We start from the raw sequence: 23,005 nt of genomic DNA on the forward strand, positions 1-23,005 counted from the left end.
CGCTCCATGGGCCCGCCCCCTCTCCAAGTGCCCGACGAGTTTCCCAGGGAAAAGCTGCGCTTTCCTTCAGGAGACGGGTCACGTCTCTCATTGCGACTTCAGGCCGCCATCTGCCTTCGAGGTCGGCCGCCGAGCTGTGGCGGACGATGCCGCGCCGAGCCCGGCTGCGGTCGCGATCGGATCGGACGAGCGGGCGGGCGGGAGCCGTGAAGGCATGGCGAATCCTGACCTTCAAATGTGGCCGGAATAACCCCTCGGGCAGCACAGGCGATCCTGGCAGATTCGAACCTGCAACCGGCGGCCTGGTTGCCGCTTCGCCCAACCGGGCCTCACGCAGCGAAGGAATTCAACAGAATTTTCGCCGTCCCGTCGGGGTTTTCCTCCGGGAAAAAGTGGCCGCCCTCGACAGCGCCACCCTCGACGCTGTCGGCCCATTGCCGCCAGATCGCCAGCGGGCCGCCCTCGTGCGCATACCAGTTTTCCAGCCCGCCTTCGCCGCTCCACAGCGCAAGCACCGGGGATGCTATGCGACGGCCGACGGCTTGATCCGCCGCATCGTGCTCGCGGTCAACGCCGGCGGCGGCGCGATACTCCTCGCAGATGGCGTGAATATGAGCGGCGTCGCGCAGCGCATCGATATAGGCGGCTCTGACTTCCTCGGGGAAGGCGTTCCCAGCCGATCCCCACTGCGTGATCGCATTGTCGACGATGGCGTCAGGCGCAGCGGCCAGCAGACGCTCCGGCAATGGTTGAGGCTGGGCAAGCAGGCTCCATGGCCAGAAGCCAAGCGCCAGTCTGGCATCGGCGCGATCCCAGGCGGCGGCGGTGGGGATGACATCGAGGACGGCGATCCTCGACACTTTTCCGGGATGGTCAAGCGCCAGCCGATAGGCGACCCGGCCGCCGCGATCATGGCCGGCAACGATGAAACGCTCGAAGCCGAGTACGCCCATGACCTGCACCATGTCGCGCGCCATGGTGCGTTTGGAATAGGCCGCATGATCGATGTCGGAGGCTGGACAACCGCTCCGGCCGTAACCCCTGAGATCGGCGGCGACCACGGTGAAGCGTGACGCCAATGCCACGGCGATGTCGCGCCACATCACATGCGTTTGGGGAAAGCCATGCAGAAGCAGCAGAGGCGGCCCTGAGCCACCGACCCTGACGAAGATCGATGTCTCCTCCACTTGAACGGTTCTGGCGCCAAAGCCCGAAAACATCAGGTGCCTTCAATCCTGCTGCCCGACCGCGCCGTGGTTGGAGCGGATGCGAAGCACTTGCACATCCGCCGGCAATTCGATCAGGAGCTCCTTGTCGCGGTCGAGATGGTGGATGCTTTTCGGATCGCCGCCGGTGAAGACCGCCATCGCGTCGACGCTCTCCCAGTAGGAGATGGTGATGAATTCCGAATGGGTCGGCGTGTCCTCGCGAAAGGTCTGCACGCCAAGTGCTTTCTCGACCAGCGGCTTGATGCCGGCATCGTAGTTGTAACGCTCATAGGCGTCGGCCTTTTCCGGCAAGGTCCTGCCGTGCCAGATGCGGGCGATGGTCGGGGTTTTCCGTGCCATCTCTCATAAACACCTGAGTGCGAGCCACGTTCCAGCGGTCAGCTGAAGCTCCTGACAAAAGGGCCGCAGGAAAAAAGGCGATCCCGACAGGATTCGAACTTGTGGCAATCAGCTTGCCTCAGGGGTGTTGAGACCCGGGCCTTGAGGCCGGCCGTCCAGGCCGGCGCCATAGGCGACAACCCGCTTCGAACCGAAGGTCAATGCAGCAAAATCGATTCCGATATTCGCACGCACGGATCTCCGGTTCGGGATTACGCGCTGCCACCTCAAGCAGCGCGCTGGCTTTCTTTCGGCCGCAGATTCTGGTTCATGCGGAACAGGTTCAGCGGGTCGTAGCGCTGCTTGATTTCCAGAAGCCGGCGATAGTTGCCGCCATAGGCCGCTTCGACCCGGTCGACTTCGTCCTCCGGCATGAAGTTCACGTAAGCCGTGCCGGCGGCATAGGGCTTGGTCGCCTCGTAGATACCACGAGCCCAATCGATGCAGACCTTGTCCATTGCCGGTTCGCGCCAGCGGGCGTGGACATTCATGACGAAATGCGAGTTGCGCTGTGGAAACGCCGTTTCATCTGCCGCCACACGGCCCGCCACGCCACCGACATGACCGAAGAAAATTTCACATTCTGGGCCTGGAAGCCTGGTAATCGCCGCAGTGGTGGCACCAATCGCGCCGTCCGAAAGCCCGGTCAGGTCATGGCTTTTCCAATAGTTGCGGGCGCCGGGCGCCAGCAGCGGGTCGAAGGCCTGCTGCCAGCCGGTGAACGGGTTGGGGCCGACGACATCGGCAATCGGTGTGCCGATGGCGCGAAGCTTCTGCGTCGCCCTTTCGCCCGCCTGGATGTCGCCGCAATAGCACATGGCCAAAACCAGCACCTCCTTGCCATGCCATTCGGTCGGCAGGAACGGTAGCGGCGGTGCCTGCCGCATGACCACCCAGCAGGTCAGTTCGTCGGGCGCGGCCTCGAGCGCCTTGCGATAGTCCCGCAGCACCTTTTCGGCATCGGCGAAGGGATGGACGACGAGCCCCGACAGAACCTGCGGACCCATCTGATGGAGTTGGAACTCGAACGCCGTGACGACACCGAAATTGCCGCCGCCGCCACGCAGCGCCCAGAACAGGTCCGGATTGTCCTTCTGGCTGGCCCGCAGCAACTTGCCATCGGCGGTGACCACATCGGCTGAAACAAGATTGTCGATAGTCAGGCCGAATTTGCGGGTGATCCAGCCGAAGCCGCCGCCCAGCGTCAGGCCTGATATGCCGGTGGTCGAGTTGATACCCGTCGGCACCACCAGGCCAAAAGCCTGTGTTTCCCGGTCGACATCGACGAGCGTGGCGCCGGGCCCGACCCATGCCCGCCGCGCCGCGACATCGACCCGCACCGACTTCATCGCCGATAGATCGATCATCAGGCCGCCATCGCAGACGGCACTGCCAGCAATGTTGTGGCCGCCGCCGCGCACGGAGACGAGAAGCCTGTTTTCCCGGGCGAAATTCACGGCACTGATGACGTCGGAGGCGCCGACGCAACACACAATGAGACCGGGGCGCCGGTCGACCGTGGCATTCCAGACGGTGCGCGCTCCGTCGTAGGCGGCGTCGCCCGCCTGAAGCAGTGTGCCGCGCAATTGTGCCGAAAGCGCTTCAAGGACCGCAGCGTCGACGGTCGTCTTGCCGCGTTCGAGCGTGGTGAGGCTAATGCTGTTCATGGTTTCCTCCCGATTTTTTGTTTGTGAGCCGTTCTCCCCCGCGCTTCGAACTGTGCTCTTATATTAGAAATCGCGCAAGTTTTGCACGGACCGGTGCTGCACCCATGTTGGCGCCCAACGACGTGCGGTCTGGCCGGCATGGACGACCCAACGCTGGAGAGGCGCAGAAACGTCGAAAATACTGGCGATCAGCGCCGGGATGGCGCCGACATCGACTTCGCGTTAGCGACAATGAAGTCCGGCCTAAGGGTCAACCAATCCAGGCCGATGCCTGCCCTCAGGCTGCTCGCGCCCGGCGCAGCCTTTCGGCGACGTAATGCGGGCCCGGCCCCGTGAGCGGTCTTTCGGTCGCCAGGAAGCCATCCAGCATGGAAAGCAGTTCGCGCGCCGCACCGGACGAGCAGAAATAGTAGACCATCTGGCCGTCGCGACGGGTGTCGACAAGGCCGAAGGCGCGGAGCTTGGCAAGATGCTGCGACAGGGCCGATTGGCTCAGCAGAACTTTCTCGGCAAGAACACCGACCGAAAGTTCGCCGCCGGCCAGGTGGTTCATGATCAAAAGCCGCTTCTCATTTCCCATCAAGTTGAGAAAGGCGGCGACAGTTTCTGCATTGGCGGCAAGTGTTCTCGAAATCATCGATTCCAGATCTTTTACTTTCGCGCTCACCCGGCGCCGTGCCAAACGCGACCTTTGGATACACCGTTGCGATGATTTCGTCGCATCTCGCCCACTCAACCGAGGCGACCTATGCGGCGAAAACCAGCGCCAAGTTTCAGTCGGCATAAGCCAAGACTCCAGTCAGAATCATCAGACCAAAGTCCTAGCCAATGTCAGACCAAAGACTATCAGCGCTGCGCTCTTTCTACAAGACCATAACGATATCTGCCGGCGACCTGCTTTCGGGCAGCACGGAGGGATGGCGCTGACGGCCCGCGGAAACAGGGTGAGATGTTGGAACTTTGGAGCGGCGCCAGAGCTAAACCGTTGAATTATTGGCGATCCCGACAGGATTCGAACCTGTGACCATCGGCTTAGAAGGCCGGTGCTCTATCCAGCTGAGCTACGGGACCGCTGGCCGGACAAGCCATTTGATATCTTGGCCGGCTGATGTCTATGTGCCGGACGCTGCCCGGCGATGCCGGTCAATGCGTCCAGGGTATCCTGCGGTCATAGCGGAAATTTTCCGCATAGGAAATCTGCCGGCGCTTGGTCTCCTTCGGCTCCTCGACGCGGAAGGTCAGCCCCTGCTTTTCGGCATAAGCCACTGCCTCTTCCCTGGTGTCGAAGGTGAGCCGGATCTGGCTCAGCATGTCGCCCGATGTGGTGTAGCCCATCAGCGGGTCGATCTTCTTACGCTGGGCGGGATCGAATTCCAGCACCCAATGGCCGGTCTTGGCCTTGCCGGACTGCATCGCGGTTTTGGCTGGGCTGAAAATACGCGCGGACATGGGCACCTCGTGGCTGCGTTGGCGGTAGCGCCGCCTTATTTCAGTCAATACTGTGCAACACTGCCGACGGCAAGGCCGAAGCGGCTTGCAACCGCGCCGCTCCGGAAGCGGCATAGGCCCGATACACTGGCGCGGCATCAAAAGTCATGGTCATGATGGCGACATAGAGAGGCATGGACGCAGGGATTTTGCACGCCGAGGCCGGCCAGCAAGCGATTTTCAACGGCGTGATCGTCATCGGCGCCGGCGGGGCCGGGCTGACCGCAGCCCATGCGCTGCTCAAGGCCGGCGTACAAGTGATGGTGTTGGAAAAGGAAGCTCGGCTGGCCGAGCCATGGCACCGGCGCCACCCACAGCTTCACCTGAACACGCATCGCGATCTCTCGGCACTTCCGGGCGTCGCGTTTCCCGCCGGCACCCCTGCCTTTCCGCACCGAAGCGCAATCATCCGCCATCTCAACGAATTCCGCGCCATGCACCGGCTGCCGGTCGAGTTCGGCGTCTCGGTCGATGAGATCGCCTTCGACGGTGACCACTGGCTTGTGCAGACAAGCGTCGGGCCGCGACTGGCGCGCCATGTTATCATCGCCACCGGGCGCGACCGGCAGCCCGTCATTCCGGCCTGGAAAGGTATGAAGGCCTTTGCCGGGCGCGTCATCCATTCGGCTGAGTTCGGCGACGCCAACGACTATGCCGGCCGAAAGATACTGGTCGTCGGCGCCGGCAATTCCGGTTTCGACGCGCTCAACCATCTGGCGCAGGTAGATACGGCGCAGATCTGGCTATCAGCGCGAAACGGCCCGGCGCTGCTGCCCAAGCGCATCGGCCAGATCGCTGTCCACCGCTTTTCGCCGATTCTGGCGCGGCTGCCGTTCAAGCTTGCCGATGCGGTGATGGCAGCGACGCAGCGGCTGGTCTTCGGTGACCTCACCGCCTTCGGCCTGCCACCGACGCCCTCGGGCGGGGCAAGCCGGCTGGCGTCGGATTATACCGCCATCGCCGCCGATGACGGCGCCGTCGACGCCATCAAGGACGGCCGGATCCTCGTGCTGCCAACGGTGCGGGAATTCACCCGCGACACGGTCATTTTCGACAATGGCGTGACTATCCAGCCCGATATCGTCATCGCCGCGACCGGCTACCGCACCGGTCTCGAGGCCATGTTGGGCAAGCTCGGCGTGCTCGACAAAAAGGGCGTGCCGCTGTTCAACGGCGCCGACAGCGACCCGAAACTGCCGGGCCTGTGGTTCACCGGCATGCGGCCGAGCATCCGCGGCTGCTTCGCCAACGCCCGCATCCAGGCCAAGGCGATCGCTGCCAGGATTGCGCGGGAGCGCAAACCGCCGAGTCCGGTTTGACGTTTTAGGGGTTGCGCGCCAGGGCCCGGAACCTTATACGCCGCAGGGCCTCGGAGTGTAGCGCAGCCTGGTAGCGCATCTGGTTTGGGACCAGAGGGTCGGGAGTTCGAATCTCTCCACTCCGACCATTTTTCTCCCTGCAAAGTTTGTTTGTGGTCAAAGGTCGCCAACGGCTGCCTCGCCGCCGGCGCATGGCGGTGCGCGTTCGCACCCCGCTGGCCTGCATCGGTTACCCTGCAATTTGGATTGGAACGCGAACCTCTCCCCGCGAGTTGAGTATTATTCGACCCAAGGAGAGATATAATGAAAACCCTGATAATCGCTTCCATGATCGCTTTTGCCGGAATGGCAGTTTTGATTGCACCGGCGCAAGCCGCCAGCGTGATCATCCAGTCGGATGACGGCGATCAATATTCACCCGACAATGATCAAATACAAATTCGCCGTTATCACGAACGCCAAAGAGTCTACGACGACGATGAATATAGCGACAATCAGGGCAATGACGGTCAGTGGCGCCGCCACCACCGCCACCACCGCTGCCATATCGAGCTGGTCAAGCACTGGCGCCATCATCACAGGGTCATCGAGCAGGTCAGGGTCTGCGGTTGATCCGATTGTCGCAGACACGCTCCGGTCGGTTGCCGGCCGGAGCGCCAGGCCGAGAACGCGATCCTGCCCATTGAAGCCGTCGAGCATCCGCATTTGGGCAGAGGGGTTCAATCGTATCAGCGAAGGCCATGGCGCCGTCATAGACGGCATCGGCGCAAGATTTTGAACGCCGCACTGGCATCAAGGGGTTATTGCTGCTCACCGAAAGCGCATCAGCCAGACAAGGACCTGCTTGTATCGGGCAAGGTCAAGCCGGTCGTGGCGAAGGTCTTTGCACTGGAGGATGCCGCCGAAGGCTTGCGGTATCTCATCGAGGAGCGCCCGTTCGGCCGGGTGGTGCTGAAGATTTGACGCAATACGCTCCGCTCGGATAATCCATCGCTTTCATCGCTGCCGTCGGTCTAGACTTTGGCAAAGGGGAGATTCCGGATGCTTGGTCTCGAGGCATGGCTGTCGCTGATAGGCCCAGCCTACTTCGCCTATATCGGCATTGCGATTCCGTTCGTGGTCGTCTGGGCCATTATTTGTGCTGCTCTATGGATCTGGAACAACCGACCGAGCAAGAGGCAGCGTGCTCCCCGCTCATGGCCAGCCAGCCTGACATTCTTTGTCGTCGTTGCCGCCTGCTACGTGGCAGCGCATACGGCGGTCTACCTGCTGGTTCGGTATCTGGCCCCGTTGTGGGCGTGACAGGAGCGGACGCCCTTTTAAGGCACTCTGGCGATCATTCTGCCTGAAGGTAAGCTCGCCGGGCGAGAACCCCAATCATCACTCCCGGCGAGCCTACAACCCGATCAGGAACGCGATCAGGACCGGGGTCAGCCGGCAGGCGTAGTGCCGCACGATGGATGCCAGAGGTTTTTTCTCGAAATGGGACAGAAGCGGAGTCTTCTCCTTCCACTGCCTAAATTTCGAACTCGCCCTGCCCTTCGTCCATCGCACTGACGATCTCGGCGGCCAGCGAACGGGTAATCGGCGTCTTGCGTTCGAGCGCGGTGCGATCCAGCCGTTCGACCACTCGCATGGCGGTGGCCAGCGAGCGCTCGATGCGGCGCACGAGGTATTGCACGACGTGCGGTTCGACCTCGACCTGGCGGTCGGCGAACAATTTGGTAATGACGCCGGCCAGAAGCAGGTCGTCCGGTTCGTGGATTTCGACGGTCGCCGCGGCCTTCAGCCGTGAGGCGAGATCGGGCAGCGTCACCCCCCAGGCAGCGGGAAAACGCCGCGCCGTCAACAGCAAGGTGGCCCCGGCACCGCGAACTTCATTGATGAGATGGAACAGGCCCGCCTCGTCGATGGCTGCCTTGTCGACATCGTCGATCAGCGCCGGCCTGCCGCCGAGCCCGGCGATGGCATTGCCGATGCGGCTTGCATCGACCGCCACTGCGTTGGCCCGTGCGTGCCAGATCGACCCCAGATGAGTCTTGCCGGAACCGGCCGGGCCGGCGAGCACCACTACCGGCGAGGGCCAGTCCGGCCAGCGATCGACCAGGGCTGCCGCCTCGCGGTTGGTGGCCGACACCACCAGTTCATCGCGCGAATAGCCGGTGCCGTGGCCGAGATCGAGCGGTAGCTGGCGCGGCGGTTCGGTTCTCTGGTCGGCCACGTCAGCTGCGCCGCGTCCGGTGACCGCCGCCGCGATCGGCGGGCAGTGGCGGGACGGGCTCAGTGGCGTGCCCCTTATAGAGCGGCGATTCAAGATAACGGGCGATGGCAAAGCGCACCAGCACGGCAACCGCGGCCGAGGCCGGCACCGCAATCAGCAGGCCGACGAAGCCGAACAGGGCGCCGAAGGCAAACAGCGCGAACATCAGCCAGACCGGATGCAGACCGACGCTTTTGCCGACCAGCCTGGGCTGCAGGATGTTGCCCTCGATGAACTGGCCGACGAAGAACACGCCGGCGACCAACGCCACCATCGTCCAGTCCGGCCAGAACTGGACGAAGGCGACGCCGACGGCCAGCACCAGCCCGGTCAGCGAGCCGACATAGGGGATGAAGGAGATCAGCCCGGCGAACAAGCCGATGAGGATGCCGAAATTCAACCCGGTCAGCGTCAAGCCGGTGGCGTACATGCCGCCGAGCACCAGGCACAGCGTGCCCTGGCCGCGCACGAAGCCGGCGGTCGCGGTGTTGATGTCCCTGGAGATCGCCCTGACCGTCCCGACATAGTCGCGCGGCACCCAGCTGTCGATGATCGCCACCATGCGGTCCCAGTCGAGCAGCATGTAGAAGGCAACGACCGGCGTCACCACGAACAGGCTGACCACCGAGACCAGCGCCACGCCGGAACTCCAGATCGAGGTGAAAACGGTGCTCAACAGGCCGAAGCCCGAGGTCAGCAGCGAATTCAGCCCGTCGCGTAGGCCATTGGCGTTGACGCCGAATTTCTGCTCCAGCCATTTCGGATCGAAGCTGGTGATCAGCGACTGCAGCCGGGTCAGATATTCCGGCAGCTTGCCGGCGAAATCGGCCATTTGCGTCGCCAGCACCGGGACCAGGATGACGAAGGCCAGCACCAGCAGGACGATGAAGGTAATGAGGATGACCACCGTCGCCATCAGCCGGGAGAGGCCGAGGCGCTGCAGCCGGTCGGCGACCGGATCGAGGAAATAGGCAAGCACCATGCCGGCGACGAAGGGCAGCAGGATGCCAGAGAATATATAGAGGAACAGCGCCAGGAAGACGGCGGTTCCCAGCCAGAAGAAGATCTGGCGGCGAAACGCCAGGGACGCAGCTTCGCCGGCGGCCGCTGCCTCGGCCGCAACTTCGATGGATTCTCGATCAGGTGCCCGGGGTGGAGCCTTCGCCATAGCCGCTCATATGCCTCAGCCAAGCCACGAGATAGGCCGCGGCCGAAGCCACGGTCAAGACCCCGGACAGCAATATGAGCGCGGGCCTGAGCGGGTCGAGGTGGAGGCCAAGGGCGAGTTCACCCAGCACCACGGCCGCCAGTACGATCTGGGCGGCGGTGTTGGCCTTCGACACATAGAGCGGCTTCACCTCGACCGGATGCGCCATGACGGTGGACAACAGCACGGCGCAGATGATCAGCGCATCGCGCGACACCATGGTCACCACCAGCCATAGCGGCAATTGCCCGATGAAGCCCATGACCACGAACACCGAGACCAGCAGCACCTTGTCTGCCATCGGATCGAGATAGGCGCCGAGCTTCGACTGCTGGTTGAAGCGGCGGGCGATGAAGCCGTCGACGCCATCGGAAATGCCGGCAACGAGAAAGCCGGCAAAGGCCCAGTCCCAGCGCATGTTCAGCATCGCCAGCACCACGGCCGGGACCAGCACGAAGCGCATGATGGTGATCAGGTTGGGAATGGTCAATCGTGTGTCCCGTCGTCGCTCGTTGAGAGATAGATGAGCGAGATGGCGGGTGGGCGCAAGGGAGGAGCTGCCAATCTCCCCCCTTGCGGGGGAGATGCCTGGCAAGGCAGAGGGGGGTGCTGTCCCGCCAGCGTATCGGCCGCTTTATTAAATGCGACTGAAAGGCTGATCGTTCGAAGGCAGCGATCCTTCCCACCCCCTCTGTCCTACCGGACATCTCCCCCGCAAGGGGGGAGATCGGCTAATCGGCTCGACCGGCGCCTGCCGCATCCAAATGCTCCAATTGTCCACGGTTTTGTGGCCCGGGAGATTGGTCATCCTTGCCCCCCGAAACCATTCATGCGAAGAGCCCGCAAGGGAAACAGGGATGCGCCGACGATGAGCAAGGGCGACCAGGCCAAGCGCAAGAACGGCCTCACCTATGCCGAGGCAGGTGTCGACATCGACGCCGGCAACCTCATGGTCGAAAAGATCAAGCCGCTGGTGCGCGCGACGCGCCGGCCGGGGGCCGATGGCGAGATTGGCGGTTTTGGCGGCCTGTTCGACCTCAAGGCGGCGGGCTTCACCGATCCGGTGCTGGTTGCCGCCAATGACGGCGTCGGCACCAAGCTGAAGATCGCCATCGAAGCCGGCAAGCATGACACGATCGGCATCGACCTCGTCGCCATGTGCGTCAACGACATTGTCGTACAAGGGGCGGAGCCGCTGTTCTTCCTCGACTATTTCGCCACCGGCAAGCTCGACCCCGACCAGGGAGCGGCGATCGTCGGCGGCATCGCAACGGGCTGCCGGCAGGCCGGTTGCGCGCTGATCGGCGGCGAGACGGCCGAAATGCCCGGCATGTATCATGGCAACGATTACGACCTTGCCGGCTTTGCCGTGGGCGCGGCTGAACGCGGCCAGCTCTTGCCCACCGACGACATTGTCGAGGGTGACGTGCTACTGGGTCTGGCTTCCTCAGGCCTGCATTCGAATGGCTTTTCGTTGGTGCGCCGCATCGTCGGCGTCAGTGGGCTTGCCTGGAGCGATCCGGCGCCGTTCAACGATGAGGCGACGCTGGCCGAGGCGCTGCTGGAGCCGACGCGCATCTATGTGAAATCGATCCTGAAGGCGATCCGCAACACGCACGGCATCAAGGCGCTCGCCCATATCACCGGCGGCGGCTTCCCCGAAAACATCCCGCGCGTGCTGCCGAAGGATTTCTCCGCCGAGCTCGACCTCAATGCCATCGATGTGCCGCCGGTCTTTTCCTGGCTTGCGAAAACCGGCGGCGTGGCGCCGGAAGAGATGATGCGCACCTTCAATTGCGGCATCGGCATGATCCTCGTCGTCGCCTCCGGCCAGGCCGCGCAAGTCGCCGCCGTGCTGCAGGAGGCCGGCGAGACGGTGACGCCGATCGGCCGCATCGTACCGCGCCGCGACGCCGGCGTCATTTATCGGGGCTCGATCGGCCTATGAGCAGGAAACGCACGGTTGTCTTGATCTCGGGACGCGGCTCCAACATGACGGCGCTGATCGCGGCGGCGAGCGATCCGGCCTATCCCGCCGAAATCGTCGGCGTCATTTCCGACCGGGTGAACGCCGCCGGCCTCGGCATCGCAGCCGCGCGCGGCATCCCGACCAAGGTCATCGTGCGCTCCGACCATGCCAGCAAGGAAGCCCATGATGCGGCGATCGACGCCGCACTGGTTGCGTTCAACGCCGAGATCGTGGCGCTGGCCGGCTATTTGCGCATCCTTTCCCGTGGCCTGGTCGAGAAGTGGCAAGGGCGCATGCTCAACATCCACCCTGCCCTGCTACCGGCCTTCAAGGGGCTCGACACGCATGCGCGCGCCTTGCGGGCCGGCATGCGCATCCATGGCTGTACGGTGCATTTCGTCACGCCCGAAATGGATGACGGCCCGATCATAGCGCAAGCCGCGGTGCCGGTGATGGTCGGCGACAATGAGGACACGCTGGCCGCGCGCGTGCTGAAGGCCGAACACCGGCTCTATGCGCTGGCGCTCGGCCTCGTCGCCGACGGCAAGGCGCGCATGGAAGGCGGCCGCACCGTGCTGGCGCATTTCGCCGACGACGCCGAAAACGGAACTTCCGTGGTGATGGCGCCCGACCCACTGCGCGAGGAACGTGACCTCGAGCATCTGGCGCGGATCACGCCGTGAGGCCTTGTGCAATCACAATTTGATTGCATTTTCAGCCACCCTGGCCTATCTATGCTTGCATGAACAGCAAGCACAAGCGCGTGCTCAGAGCGATATTCACCGATCCGGTTTCAGGCAACATTGAATGGATCGCCATCGAAACCTTGCTGATTGCGGTCGGTTGCCAGGTGATCGAGGGAAGCGGCTCGCGCGTGCGTTTTGTGATCAAGGGCGAGGTTGAGACCTTCCACAGGCCGCACCCGGCCAAGGAAGCGAAACGATACCAGGTGAGAGATGCTCGCCAATTCCTGTCGAGGATCGGAGTGAAACCATGAATGCGATGACCTATAAGGGCTATTCCGCCCGTGTCGACTATGACGATGACGACGAGATTTTCTTCGGCCGAATTGCCGGGATTCGCGACGGTGTATCGTTCCATTCCGAAACTGTCGCGGGGCTGAAAGCAGCCTTCCACGAGGCTGTGGACGACTATGTCGAAACCTGCGCAAAAATCGGCAAATCGCCGCAAAAACCCTATTCCGGAAATCTCATGCTGCGCGTCGATCCGTCGGTCCACTCGAAAGTCGCGCTGGCTGCGGAAGTCGCGGGCAAGAGCCTGAACCAGTGGGGAGAAGAGGTCTTGCGTGAGGCCGCCGACAAGCAGATCGCTTGAGGCGGATCGATGAAACAATTGCTTCTCCTTCGCCACGCCAAGTCGAGCTGGGACGATCCGGCGCTTGCCGATTTCGACCGGCCACTTGCTGCGCGCGGGCTGAAGGCTGCGCCGCAGATGGGGCGCGAGCTGGCCAGGCGCGACTGGCTGCCCGATCTGGCGCTGGTGTCACCGGCGCTGCGCACGCGGGAGACATGGCGGCTGGTCTCGGCCGAACTGCCGGCGAGAGTGCCTGTGGAGTTTGCCGCGGCGCTCTTCGAGGCCACAGCTGGCGACATGCTGGCCGAGGTGCGACAGGCAATCGCATCGGCTGGCCGTCTTCTGGTGCTTGGCCACAATCCCGGTCTGGAGGATTTGGCGCGCCGGCTTGCCGGTCCGCGATCGGATGTCCGGGCTCGCGGGAAGCTTGAAGAAAAATTCCCGACCGGCGCCCTTGCCCGCTTTGTCGTCGACGATGACTGGACAGACCTCGCCTTCGGTACAGCCCGGCTGACGCATTGCATCAGGCCGAAGGATTTGGGCTGACGCCGAAGCTGCTAATCTCCCCCCTCGTGGGGAGATGCCTGGCAAGGCAGAGGGGGCGCTGTCCCGCCGACTGTTTGGTGTTCTTAATCTGGTCGCGATTGCCGGAATTGTGGAAATCGGGATAGCGCACCTTCACGCCCCCCTCTGTCCTACCGGACATCTCCCCCACGAGGGGGGAGATTGGCTCCTTCACCATCGCGCCCTAAAAAGATGATGCGCAAACAAGAAGCTAGGACGGATTGCTGCGGAGCTGATTCAGACCCCGAAGAACCCAAGCGGGCTGCGCAAAAAACAAGAGCGGCGGGCCAAGCCCACCGCTCTTTGTGGTCGACGATTGTCAGAAATCAGCGGCCCCAGATGCCCTGGCCGGATTGACCGGGAACCTTGGCATTGGCGTCAGCCTGCGCCTTTTCGGACTTCAGGATCGAGCCGGTGAACAGGTGGTCGATGCTAGAAGACGACTGAGTGGCAACCGGCTGGTTGGCGTTGTTCGAGCCATAGTGGTCCGAGCCGGCAGCAAAAGCAGAGCCCGTGGCGACGAGGATGGCTGCGGCGGTAAGAGCGATCTTGGTCATTTTGAATACTCCTGACTTGGGATTGATGGTCTGATCGGTTGGGCGGGAGCCGGCTTAGCGCCCCCAGATGCCCTGGCCGGATTGCGGCTGGTTAGAGTCGCCCTTGATCGTGAAGCCGCCGAAGGTGGCCGGCTTGCCGATCCAGGCCGTATAGCTGTGGTCGATATTGCCATAGCTGTGGTCAATATTGCCGGCCGGAGCGGTCACGGCGGGCTGGTTGACACCGTCAGAGCCGTAGTGGTCGCTGCTTGCGAAAGCGGTGCCGGTGGCAACGAGGAGAGCAGCAGCGGTAAGAGCGATCTTGGTCATTTTAAGTACTCCAGATATCTGGTCCTGTCCGTCTAGTGGCGTGCCTTGGGAGGAATTCGCGTCGCTCGGACCACCCCGAGATGGGTCTGTCTTGCTGCCATTTCCAATCACTAAAATGTGTGAACCGAACCGTTCAGTTCGATCTTGAAATCCACCGAATGACGCGGCGGTTGCAATTTTCTACAGTGAGATCAAATAGTTAAATTATAGCACTTGCTATAGTTCGCGGCTGACTCGTTGAGTTGACGTTCATCGATCACGATACAGTGCGTCAATGTGAATCGAACCGAACGGTTCGGCTTCTTTAGTATCTCGACTGATTAGGCGGCTCAAGGACCATCGCAACCGCCCCTCGCTGCCGTTACCGTTGCATCTCAAAAGGCGGTAAAACCCACCACGTCGCGCATGTCGTATTCGCCGGGCGGGCGTTCCACCACCCAAAGTGCCGCTGCAATGGCGCCTCGCGCAAACATCGAGCGGTCGCCGGCTGAATGCGAGAGCGTGAGCGTCTCGCCTTGGCTGAGGAAACTCGCACTGTGCTCGCCGACGATGCTGCCGCCGCGCAGCACGGCAAAGCCGATCTCGTCGGCAGGGCGAAGACCGGTGACGCCGTCGCGAGCGCGTCTCGCCACGTCGTCGAGGCCGACGCCGCGCCCCCTCGCGGCCGCTTCGCCAAGCATCAGCGCCGTGCCGGACGGCGCGTCGACCTTCAGGCGGTGATGCGCTTCCAGGATCTCGATGTCGGCGTCGGGGCCAAGCGCCCGCGCCGCCTGTTCGACCAGCCCCGCCAGCATGTTGAGGCCGAGCGAGTAGCTGCCCGAGCGCACGATCGCGATAGACTTCGCGGCCTCGGCGATGGCGGCAAGTTCAGAGGCATTGAACCCGGTCGAGCCGATGACCAGTGCCGGGCCGCCGCGGGTCGCGCAGGCCTTTGCCAGTTCGACGGAGGCCGCCGGCGTGGTGAAGTCGATGACGACATCGGCAATCTCCAGCGCCTCATCGCGTTCGACCAGGCCCCCGCCGGCGCTGCCAGGCCGGTGGAATCGCGCGACGAGCGCCAGCCTGGGATCGGCCTCGACGGCCAGTGCCATCTGCCTGCCCATACGGCCGAGCGCGCCGGCTATGGCTATCTTCAATGGATGCGGCATTGCGGCTTTCGTTGGAAATGCTTTACCGAACAATCGTCTACCATGCCGCCTTGCCAGATTGATTCAGGCGGCGCCATGCGTCTTCAGCATCATGCCGGCGATCTCCTTGACCAGCTTGGCGGCGACAAGCGCCGTCAGGTTGGAGACATCCTGGTTCGCATTGTATTCGACAACATCGGCACCAATGATCGGTTGGTCGATCCGCTGGATCAAGCCGATCACTTGCCGGGTTGTAGGACCACCGGGTTCGCGGTGCGACACACCGGGCGCACAGGCCGGATCGAGGCCATCTAGATCGACCGAGAGATAGACCGGCGTCTTGAGGTCGAGCCGCAGATCCTCGCTGAAATGGCGCGCCTCGATGACCTCGACGCCGAAGTGTGTGAGCTGGTCACGGAGCTCGTCGTTGAGCGTGCGCAAGCCGATCTGGATCAGCCGGTCGGCCAGCCCTTCCTCCAGGATGCGTGCAAAGGACGAGGTGTGCGAGCGCTTGTTGCCCTGATAGGCATCGTAGATGTCGGGATGGGCGTCGATCTGGACGATTGTCAGCCTGGGGTGGCGGCGGCGCACGGCGCGCAGAACCGGCCAGGCGATCGCGTGGTCACCGCCGAGGCTGATCAGCGGATGGCCGGTATCCAGCGCGCGGCCGACCTCACTTTCGATCCGCTCCCACGGGTCGCCAACGCCTGAAAAATCAATGTCGCCATGGTCGAGAAAACTGTCCGCCACATCGAAGCCGGTCTCACTCCAGGAACTGTGGGCGTCGCTTTTAAGCTCGCGCCTGATCAAGGCAGGCGCTGCTGCGGCGCCTTTGAGATAGGACGAGTTCTCGTCATGCGGTATTCCCAGAAGCGAAACCCTGGCCATTGGCGTGCGATCTCCGGCAACAGGCAATCTCACTAAACCCGGGAGCTGGCTGGCGATAGCGGTGCCGCTTGGGCCAGCAGCGAAGGCGAACCGGCAATCAAGCCGTCATTTGCCGGCCTCCCCGCCCAGTCTTTGCCTGACGATCGCGGCGTGGAAATTTGCGCCGTGCAACAGCCCGTCATCGTTGAAGTCGTAACTGGAATTGTGGAGCGGCACTGACGCCTCGCCATTGCCGAGGAAGACGAAGCAGCCCGGCACGTGATCGAGGAAGCGGGCGAAATCCTCCGAACCGGTCATCGGCTCCGCCGCGACGCCGACTGCGTTCTCGGCCAGCACGCGCCTTGCGGCGGCAAAGGCCTCGTCGACGAGGTCGGCATCGTTTTGCAGCGGCACGAATTCCCTGGTGTAGGTGACCTCGGCGGAGACATTGTAGGCGGCGGCCGTGCCCGCCGTGATGACCCGCATCTGCCGCTCGATCTCGGCGCTGACCTCGGGGCGAAAACTGCGGGCGTCGCCGAGGATGCGGGCAAGGCCGGGCAATGCATTGCGCGTGCCATCGGTGATCAGTTCGGTCACCGAAACCACCGATATGTCGACCGGGCTCAGCCGGCGCGAGACGATGGTCTGCAGATTGGTGACCAGCGCGCAGGCGGCAACCAGGGTTTCATTGCCGGAATGCGGCCGCGCGGCATGGCCGCCGATGCCCTTAAGCACGATCTCGAAATTATCCTCGGCCGACATGATCGGGCCGGCGCGGGTTTCGAAATACCCGATGGGCAGGCCAGGCATGTTGTGCAGGCCAAAGATCTCGTCGAAGGGAAAGCGATGCATCAGGCCGTCGTCGAGCATCGCCAGCGCGCCCTTGCCCCACTCCTCGGCCGGCTGAAAGATGAAGCGCACAGTGCCATCGAATCCGCCCTCGGTAGCCAGCAGTTTTGCTGCGCCGAGCAGCATGGTGGTGTGGCCGTCATGGCCGCAAGCATGCATGAAGCCGGGGTTTTGCGAGCGATAGGTGGCCGTCGACTGCTCGGTGATGCGTAGCGCGTCCATGTCAGCCCTCAGCGCAATCGCCCGGTTGCCGCTGCCGCGCTTCAATGTGCCGACAACGCCGGTGCCGCCGACACCTTCGGTGACATCGTCCAGGCCGAATTCACGCAACTTGGCGGCGACGAAGGCAGCGGTGCGCTTTTCCTCAAAGCCGAATTCAGGATGCGCGTGCAGATCGCGCCGCCAGCCCGTCATCTCCCGTCTCAGCGCACCACGATCGAGTTCAGCCATTTTTCTCCCCGACCTATTTTGCAAGCTGGGTGGCGACATCAAGCAGGATGTTGGCGCCGGCGACAAGCTCGGCATCGTCGGTATGTTCGCGCGGACTGTGGCTGATGCCGCCGGCACTCGGCACGAAGATCATCGCCGCCGGTGCGATGCGGGCCATCATCTGCGCATCATGGCCGGCGCCTGATGTCATGCGCCTGACGCCGAGACCGCGGTTCCTCGCGGCGGCCTCGATTCGTTCGACGATGCCGATATCGAACAGGACCGGCTCGAAGCGGGCCAGTTGCTCGGCAGAAATCGACACGTTCTCGACCACAGCAAGCTCTTCGAGGTATGCGGCAAGCGCCGCCTCATGTGCCTGCAGGCGCTGTTCATCGGGATCGCGCAGGTCGATAGTGAAGACAGCGCGCCCGGGAATGACATTGATGGCATTCGGCTCGAAGCGCATCGTGCCGACGGTGACGACCGTCGGCGTGTTCGAAACCTTGGCTCCATCGTGCAGGAAGGTGATGACGCGGGCGGCGGCGTGGCCGGCATCGCTGCGCATCGACATCGGCGTGGTGCCGGCATGGTTGGCGGCGCCGTCGATGGTGATGCGCTGCCACGAAATGCCTTGCAGATTTTCCACGGCGCCGATCGGCACGCCTTCACGCTCCAGCACCGGCCCCTGCTCGATATGCAGTTCGAGATAGGCGTGCGGCTTGAGGAAGCCGGGTTCGCGGTCGCCGGCATAGCCGATGCGGGCGAGTTCCTGGCCGAGCACGCTGCCATCGGTGCCGATGGCGGCCAACATCTCGTCCGCGCCGGCACCACCGGCATGGACCAGCGAGCCCATCATGTCGGGCGTGTAGCGCACGCCTTCCTCATTGGTGAAAGCGGCGACTGCAATGGGATGCAAGGGCAAGAAGCCCGACGCCTTCAGCGTTTCGATCACCTCAAGCCCGGCCAGCACGCCATAGCAGCCATCATAGATGCCGGCATCGATGACGGTGTCGATGTGGGAGCCGATGAGCAGCGGCGCCTGCCCGGCATTGTCGGTGCTTTGCCAGATGCCGAAAATGTTGCCGACCCGGTCGATGGCGACTTCCAACCCGGCGTGGTTGAGCCAGCCGACGAAGAGGTCGCGGCCTTGCCTGTCGGTATCGGACGCGGCGAGCCGGATCAGCCTGCCGTCATTGTCACGACCGACGGCGCCGAGGTCACGGATGCGGCCTAGCAGGCGCTTCGCATCGATGGCGATCATGATGCTGCCTCGGCTGGCATCTTGCCGGCCAGCACATCGGCCGGTGTCATGCCGACCAGTTCGGCATAGCGATGCGGGTCGGTAGCGCCTTCGGTATTGATCAGCAGCACGCGGGATTGGCTATCGAGCCCGAGAGCGACCTTGTGGTCAGCCACCGCCCGGATTAGCCCAGCAAGACCGACACCGCCGCTTTCACCCGAAACGATCGCCGGATCGCCTGCACTTGGCTGGGCCAGAAGCCGCATCACCGCGACGGCCTCATCCTCGTCCACCGTCATGAAGGCATCGGCAACCCGCGCCAGCACACGCCAGGCGACTGCCGAGGCCTCGTAGCATTCCAGCATCGCCATCACGGTTGGCTGGTCGTGCGCGACCTTGACCACGCGACCCGCCTGGGCAGCCGCGACAACGCAAGCGGCGCGGGCGGGTTCGACCACGGTAAAGGTAGGCTTGGCATCGCCGAGCACGATGGCGAGATGACCTGCCACCGCTGCGGCAATGCCGCCGACACCGGCCTGCACGAACACATGGCTTGGCGGCTGCGGCAACTGGTGCAACGCTTCGCGCACAATCGCTGTATAGCCCTGCATGACCAGACCGGGAATGCGCTCATAGCCCGGCCAGGACGTGTCAGACACCACCGTCCAGCCTTTCTCGGCCGAAACTTCAGCGGCTTGCCTGACCGAGTCGTCATAATTGCCGTCGACGCGGATCATCTCGGCGCCATAGCGGGCGATGGCCGCAATCCGCTCCTCGCTGACGCCGGCATGAACGAAGATTGCAGCCTTGGCGCCGACGAGTTGCGCCCCTTGCGCAACCGAGCGGCCATGATTGCCGTCGGTGGCGCAGGCCACCGTCATGCCGGCAGCGATCGCCCGGACGTCGGGCCGGTTGAGATCGGCTACGTCGACGGGCCGGCCGAGCGACCGGCTTGCCTCCTCCAGCACAAGGCGGAAGACGGCATAGGAGCCGCCCAGCGCCTTGAAGCTGCCGAGGCCGAGGCGAAGGCCTTCATTCTTGATGTGGATGGTGCTGAGACCGAGTTCGCCGGCCAACGCCGGCAAGGCATGCAGCGCCGTTACCTGGTGATTGTCGCGATGGGCCAGAAAGCGCTCGACCGTGTCGGCGCCGGCAACCCCCAGCGTTTCGGCATCGACCGGATCGAGCGGTTCGCGGTGCAAGGTATTGCTGTTGAGCAGGAACACGGATGGCCTCCTTGAGGGTCAGACGAAATCATATTGCAGCCGAGGCGCAAAGAGCGCTGTAATTGGCGCTTTGGAATGCAAGTTTGTTTCGCTGGGACAGCGCCTTTGCCTACATCGCCTTCACTCGACAGTTTCGACCTCGCTATCCTTGCCATCCTGCAGCTAGATAACACGACGCCGCAGCGGCTGATCGGCGAAGCCGTCAATCTGTCGGCGCCAGCGGTGCAGCGGCGCATCAAGCGCATGGAGCAAACGGGGGTGATTGCCGGCAATGTCGCTGTCGTCGAGCCGGCGGCGGTCGGCCAGCCCATCACCATCTTCGTCGAGGTCGAGTTGGAGAGCGAACGCTCGGACCTGATCGACGCGGCCAAGGGGCAATTCTCGGCGGCGCCCGAGGTGCAGCAATGCTACTACGTCACCGGCGAGGCCGACTTCATCCTTGTCATCACCGTGGCCGACATGGGCGCTTATGAGGCGCTGACGCGCAAACTGTTTTTCGACAGCAAGAACGTGCGAAAATTCCGCACCTTCGTTGCCATGGACCGCGTCAAGGTCGGGCTGACGGTGCCTTTGCCGGGATAACCGTTATCAGCCGACCGGTCGCAGCCAGACCTTGTTGTCGTGGAAGGCCGCACCGCCATAGGGTGCAGGCGCATCGGCGCCGGTCAAGACATTGATCCCTTCGCCGCGCTCATGGGCGCTGTTCGGCCAGATGCCCTCGGCGATCACCACGCCGCGCTTGATGCCTTCGAACAGTTTTGCGTGCAGCACCACCTCGCCACGCCGGTTGCCGACCTCGATACGATCGCCGTCGGCCAGTCCGAGGGAAGCGGCATCGTCCGGGTGCAGCAGGAGCTCTGGCCGACCCTCCTTGGCCCTCGACACCGGCGTTTCCGAGAAGGTCGAGTTGAGGAAGTTGCGCGCCGGCGATGTCGTCAGCCGGAACGGATGCTCGGCGTCCGCGACCTCGATCAGGTCGACATGGTCGGGGAATTCCGGCAGTTCTGACACCGGCCCGAACAGGCCCATGCTTTTCGGGGGCCGGTTGGGCGCCGCCTGCCCGCTCCAGTTGGCGCGGAAGTGGAATTTCTTGTCGGCGTGACCGAAGCCCTCGATGAAATGCGCGGCTTCGAAATCAGGCTGCAGGTCGACCCACTTATCTTCCTTCAGGCTGGCGAAACTGCCCAGCCCGCGCTTGCCCAGGATGATGTCGATATGCTGCTGCTCGGTCAGGCCGAAGCCCGGGCGGTCGGCAACGCCGAGGCGCTCGGCCAGTTGCTCGATGACGAAATGGTTGGTGCGCGGCCCTTCCGGTGGCTCGATCAGCTTGGGGCCGAGCGTGATGTGCTGGTTGCCGCCGCCCTTGTAGACATCGTCATGCTCGAGGAACATCGTTGCCGGCAAAACGACGTCGGCAAGTTTTGCGGTGTCGGTCATGAACTGCTCGTGCACGCAGGTGAACAAATCGTCGCGCAGGAAACCCTGCTTCACCAGTCGCTGCTCGGGCGCGACATTCACCGGATTGGTGTTCTGGATCAGCATCGCCGTCACCGGCGGGCCGCCATAGAGTGCGTCCGCCGCACCGGTCAGCACCGGGCCAGTGCGCGACTGGTCGAGATAGCGGATGTTGGGATCGCGCATCGCGGTGCCTTCCAGCACATCCTGGTTGAGCTTGAAGATGCCGGAGTTGGAATGGAAGGCGCCGCCGCCCTCATATTGCCAGGCGCCGGTGACGGCGGCGATGCAGGACGCCGCGTGCATGTTGACCGAGCCGTTGCGCTGGCGGGCAAAGCCATAGCCGAGCCGGAAATAGGTTTTCTTCGTCGTGCCGACGAGGCGGGCGAAGGCCTCGATCTCGGCGACGGCAAGGCCGGTGATGGCGGAGGCCCATTCCGGCGTGCGCGTCTCCAGATGCGCCTCCAGCCCCTTGGGATCGTCAGTGTATTTTTCGAGATAGGCGCGGTCGGCCATGCCTTCCCTGAACAGCACATGCATGACCGCACAGGCCAGCGCGCCGTCGGTGCCCGGCTTCAGCACAAGGCCCATATCGGCCTGCTTCATCGTCGCGTTCTCGTAGACGTCGATGACGACGATCTTGGCTGAACGTTCCTTGCGCGCCTTGATGGCGTGGGTCATGACATTGACCTGCGTGACCACGGCATTGGTGCCCCAGATCACCACGCAGTCGGATTTGGCCATTTCGCGCGGATCGGGACCGCGCAAGGCGCCCACCCCCATCATCCAGCCGGTCCAGGCCAGATTGGTGCAGATCGAGCCGAAGAAGCCGGAATACTTTTTCGCATGGCGCAGCCGGTCTATGCCGTCGCGCTGCACCAGCCCCATGGTGCCGGCATAGTAGTATGGCCACACCGTCTCCGAGCCGTATTTTTCCTCGGCTGCGATGAATTTTTCGGCGACGAGGTCGAGCGCCGCCGCCCAGCTGGATTCCTTCCAGAGGCCATCGCCCTTGGCACCGGCCCGCACCAGCGGCTTCAGCAGCCTGTCCGGGTGATGGACACGGTCGGCATAGCGCGCGACCTTCGCGCAGACGACGCCGGATGTGTAGGTATTGGCCTTGGCGCCATGGACGCGGCCGATGCGGTTGCCGTCGAGCAGTTCGACCTCGAGTGCGCACGTCGACGGGCAATCATGCGGACAGGCCGAATGGCCGATGCGGAGCTTGGCGTGCTGGTTCATGGCGCGTGTCTAGCGAGTTTTGTGCGCGGCGTGTAGGGCCAGATGGCGCCTCTTCCTTCTCCCCTTGTGGGACTGTTGCAAAATTGGATGGATGTGATTCCCTGTTTTTGAAACGGGGATTTTGCGATGACGACGAAGCCGAGCGGTCAGTTCAGTTTTGTGGAGGCTCTGCTGCCACAGGGTCTTGGTCGGAGTGGTCGGCTGGACCGGCTGTCGTCGCTGGTGAAGTGGTATCGCTTCGAGAAGATCCTTGCGCGGCTGCGCTCGCCGGCGGGGCCAGGGCGGCCTGCGTACAATTCGCTGGTGATG

At 63.3% G+C, this 23,005-nt stretch carries 27 protein-coding genes, 2 tRNA genes and 1 pseudogene; 12 read left to right on the forward strand and 18 right to left on the reverse strand.

Features of this window, described 5'->3' with window-relative positions; translation table 11 throughout:
* Positions 1–87: 87 nt before the first annotated feature.
* From AC1D1L_RS20915 to AC1D1L_RS20945, 7 genes are all read right to left on the reverse strand, one after another.
* Entirely contained in the window at positions 88–216 is a 129-nt protein-coding gene (locus tag AC1D1L_RS20915; protein ID WP_477343348.1) for a hypothetical protein, read from the reverse strand.
* 113 nt (positions 217–329) lie between these two features.
* Positions 330–1,220: an alpha/beta fold hydrolase gene (locus AC1D1L_RS20920; protein ID WP_436259174.1), complete on the reverse strand. Its 891-nt coding sequence runs from the start codon at positions 1,218–1,220 to the stop codon at positions 330–332.
* Between the two features lie 9 nt (positions 1,221–1,229).
* Positions 1,230–1,568, reverse strand: a complete 339-nt coding sequence (locus AC1D1L_RS20925; RefSeq protein ID WP_477343349.1) for an antibiotic biosynthesis monooxygenase family protein — start codon at positions 1,566–1,568, stop codon at positions 1,230–1,232.
* Positions 1,569–1,834: 266 nt separating this feature from the next.
* On the reverse strand, positions 1,835–3,274 hold the full coding sequence (locus AC1D1L_RS20930; RefSeq protein ID WP_477343351.1) for an FAD-binding oxidoreductase: 1,440 nt from the start codon (positions 3,272–3,274) through the stop codon (positions 1,835–1,837).
* A 277-nt stretch (positions 3,275–3,551) separates the two neighbouring features.
* Entirely contained in the window at positions 3,552–3,911 is a 360-nt protein-coding gene (locus AC1D1L_RS20935; RefSeq protein WP_203278147.1) for an ArsR/SmtB family transcription factor, read from the reverse strand.
* Positions 3,912–4,268: 357 nt separating this feature from the next.
* A tRNA-Arg gene (locus AC1D1L_RS20940) sits at positions 4,269–4,345 on the reverse strand.
* 72 nt (positions 4,346–4,417) lie between these two features.
* Positions 4,418–4,723 carry an ETC complex I subunit gene (locus AC1D1L_RS20945; RefSeq protein ID WP_112560867.1) on the reverse strand — a complete coding sequence of 102 codons (306 nt, stop codon included), beginning with the start codon at positions 4,721–4,723 and terminating at the stop codon, positions 4,418–4,420.
* 173 nt (positions 4,724–4,896) lie between these two features.
* Here AC1D1L_RS20945 and AC1D1L_RS20950 point away from each other — a divergent pair, with 173 nt between their 5' ends.
* The 5 genes from AC1D1L_RS20950 to AC1D1L_RS20970 all read left to right on the forward strand — a co-directional run bounded on the left by AC1D1L_RS20950 (position 4,897) and on the right by AC1D1L_RS20970 (position 7,383).
* The gene (locus AC1D1L_RS20950) at positions 4,897–6,081 is read left to right on the forward strand and encodes a flavin-containing monooxygenase (RefSeq protein ID WP_477343352.1); all 1,185 of its coding nucleotides are present in this window, start codon (positions 4,897–4,899) and stop codon (positions 6,079–6,081) included.
* 51 nt (positions 6,082–6,132) lie between these two features.
* Positions 6,133–6,209, forward strand: a tRNA-Pro gene (locus AC1D1L_RS20955).
* A 175-nt stretch (positions 6,210–6,384) separates the two neighbouring features.
* Entirely contained in the window at positions 6,385–6,693 is a 309-nt protein-coding gene (locus AC1D1L_RS20960; protein ID WP_477343354.1) for a hypothetical protein, read from the forward strand.
* Positions 6,694–6,855: 162 nt separating this feature from the next.
* Positions 6,856–7,044: a zinc-binding dehydrogenase gene (locus AC1D1L_RS20965; RefSeq protein ID WP_477343355.1), complete on the forward strand. Its 189-nt coding sequence runs from the start codon at positions 6,856–6,858 to the stop codon at positions 7,042–7,044.
* A gap of 78 nt (positions 7,045–7,122) precedes the next feature.
* On the forward strand, positions 7,123–7,383 hold the full coding sequence (locus AC1D1L_RS20970; protein WP_352585194.1) for a hypothetical protein: 261 nt from the start codon (positions 7,123–7,125) through the stop codon (positions 7,381–7,383).
* Between the two features lie 214 nt (positions 7,384–7,597).
* On the opposite strand, the gene hdaA is transcribed toward AC1D1L_RS20970, so the two are convergent.
* From hdaA to AC1D1L_RS20985, 3 genes are read right to left on the reverse strand one after another with little or no spacing between them, the layout of a single operon-like run.
* On the reverse strand, positions 7,598–8,302 hold the full coding sequence (gene hdaA, locus AC1D1L_RS20975; RefSeq protein ID WP_477343356.1) for a DnaA regulatory inactivator HdaA: 705 nt from the start codon (positions 8,300–8,302) through the stop codon (positions 7,598–7,600).
* Between the two features lies 1 nt (position 8,303).
* Complete coding sequence (locus AC1D1L_RS20980; RefSeq protein WP_477343357.1) at positions 8,304–9,509, reverse strand: AI-2E family transporter; 1,206 nt, start codon at positions 9,507–9,509, stop codon at positions 8,304–8,306.
* Complete coding sequence (locus AC1D1L_RS20985; RefSeq protein WP_477343358.1) at positions 9,481–10,038, reverse strand: CDP-alcohol phosphatidyltransferase family protein; 558 nt, start codon at positions 10,036–10,038, stop codon at positions 9,481–9,483. Before AC1D1L_RS20985 ends, AC1D1L_RS20980 begins: the two co-directional genes overlap by 29 nt.
* Before the next feature lie 378 nt (positions 10,039–10,416).
* On the opposite strand from AC1D1L_RS20985, the gene purM reads away from it, so the two are divergent.
* Genes purM through AC1D1L_RS21010 form a run of 5 tightly spaced genes read left to right on the forward strand, consistent with a single transcriptional unit; the run spans position 10,417 to position 13,377 of the window.
* On the forward strand, positions 10,417–11,496 hold the full coding sequence (gene purM, locus AC1D1L_RS20990; protein WP_477343359.1) for a phosphoribosylformylglycinamidine cyclo-ligase: 1,080 nt from the start codon (positions 10,417–10,419) through the stop codon (positions 11,494–11,496).
* The gene (gene purN, locus AC1D1L_RS20995; protein ID WP_477343360.1) at positions 11,493–12,200 is read left to right on the forward strand and encodes a phosphoribosylglycinamide formyltransferase; all 708 of its coding nucleotides are present in this window, start codon (positions 11,493–11,495) and stop codon (positions 12,198–12,200) included. Before purM ends, purN begins: the two co-directional genes overlap by 4 nt.
* Positions 12,201–12,259: 59 nt before the next feature.
* Positions 12,260–12,514 (forward strand): type II toxin-antitoxin system HicA family toxin, encoded by a 255-nt coding sequence (locus tag AC1D1L_RS21000; RefSeq protein WP_477343361.1) that lies wholly within the window; start codon positions 12,260–12,262, stop codon positions 12,512–12,514.
* Positions 12,511–12,852 (forward strand): type II toxin-antitoxin system HicB family antitoxin, encoded by a 342-nt coding sequence (locus AC1D1L_RS21005; RefSeq protein WP_352558044.1) that lies wholly within the window; start codon positions 12,511–12,513, stop codon positions 12,850–12,852. The genes AC1D1L_RS21000 and AC1D1L_RS21005 overlap by 4 nt, the downstream gene beginning before the upstream one ends.
* Positions 12,853–12,861: 9 nt before the next feature.
* On the forward strand, positions 12,862–13,377 hold the full coding sequence (locus AC1D1L_RS21010; RefSeq protein ID WP_477343362.1) for a SixA phosphatase family protein: 516 nt from the start codon (positions 12,862–12,864) through the stop codon (positions 13,375–13,377).
* Between the two features lie 344 nt (positions 13,378–13,721).
* Here the strand turns inward: AC1D1L_RS21010 and AC1D1L_RS21015 are convergent, their stop codons facing one another.
* The 7 genes from AC1D1L_RS21015 to AC1D1L_RS21045 all read right to left on the reverse strand — a co-directional run bounded on the left by AC1D1L_RS21015 (position 13,722) and on the right by AC1D1L_RS21045 (position 19,999).
* The gene (locus AC1D1L_RS21015; protein ID WP_477343363.1) at positions 13,722–13,952 is read right to left on the reverse strand and encodes a DUF680 domain-containing protein; all 231 of its coding nucleotides are present in this window, start codon (positions 13,950–13,952) and stop codon (positions 13,722–13,724) included.
* Positions 13,953–14,006: 54 nt separating this feature from the next.
* The gene (locus tag AC1D1L_RS21020; protein WP_477343364.1) at positions 14,007–14,261 is read right to left on the reverse strand and encodes a DUF680 domain-containing protein; all 255 of its coding nucleotides are present in this window, start codon (positions 14,259–14,261) and stop codon (positions 14,007–14,009) included.
* 374 nt (positions 14,262–14,635) lie between these two features.
* The gene (dapB, locus tag AC1D1L_RS21025) at positions 14,636–15,409 is read right to left on the reverse strand and encodes a 4-hydroxy-tetrahydrodipicolinate reductase (protein ID WP_477343365.1); all 774 of its coding nucleotides are present in this window, start codon (positions 15,407–15,409) and stop codon (positions 14,636–14,638) included.
* A gap of 63 nt (positions 15,410–15,472) precedes the next feature.
* A complete protein-coding gene (locus AC1D1L_RS21030; RefSeq protein ID WP_477343366.1) occupies positions 15,473–16,276 on the reverse strand; it encodes an agmatinase family protein in 804 nt (267 codons plus the stop codon).
* A gap of 105 nt (positions 16,277–16,381) precedes the next feature.
* Complete coding sequence (locus tag AC1D1L_RS21035) at positions 16,382–17,554, reverse strand: M20 aminoacylase family protein (protein ID WP_477343367.1); 1,173 nt, start codon at positions 17,552–17,554, stop codon at positions 16,382–16,384.
* 13 nt (positions 17,555–17,567) lie between these two features.
* Positions 17,568–18,794, reverse strand: a complete 1,227-nt coding sequence (locus AC1D1L_RS21040) for an allantoate amidohydrolase (protein ID WP_477343368.1) — start codon at positions 18,792–18,794, stop codon at positions 17,568–17,570.
* Positions 18,791–19,999: a diaminopropionate ammonia-lyase gene (locus tag AC1D1L_RS21045; protein WP_477343369.1), complete on the reverse strand. Its 1,209-nt coding sequence runs from the start codon at positions 19,997–19,999 to the stop codon at positions 18,791–18,793. The genes AC1D1L_RS21040 and AC1D1L_RS21045 overlap by 4 nt, the downstream gene beginning before the upstream one ends.
* A 75-nt stretch (positions 20,000–20,074) precedes the next feature.
* Between AC1D1L_RS21045 and AC1D1L_RS21050 the strand changes: the two genes are divergently transcribed.
* Positions 20,075–20,581, forward strand: a complete 507-nt coding sequence (locus tag AC1D1L_RS21050) for an Lrp/AsnC family transcriptional regulator (protein WP_477343370.1) — start codon at positions 20,075–20,077, stop codon at positions 20,579–20,581.
* Positions 20,582–20,587: 6 nt separating this feature from the next.
* Here the strand turns inward: AC1D1L_RS21050 and AC1D1L_RS21055 are convergent, their stop codons facing one another.
* Positions 20,588–22,696: a molybdopterin-containing oxidoreductase family protein gene (locus AC1D1L_RS21055; protein ID WP_477343371.1), complete on the reverse strand. Its 2,109-nt coding sequence runs from the start codon at positions 22,694–22,696 to the stop codon at positions 20,588–20,590.
* A 126-nt stretch (positions 22,697–22,822) separates the two neighbouring features.
* Here AC1D1L_RS21055 and AC1D1L_RS21060 point away from each other — a divergent pair.
* A pseudogene (locus tag AC1D1L_RS21060) lies at positions 22,823–23,005 on the forward strand (IS5/IS1182 family transposase); the annotation flags it as partial.

The organism is Mesorhizobium sp. P2_D6 (assembly GCF_056404315.1).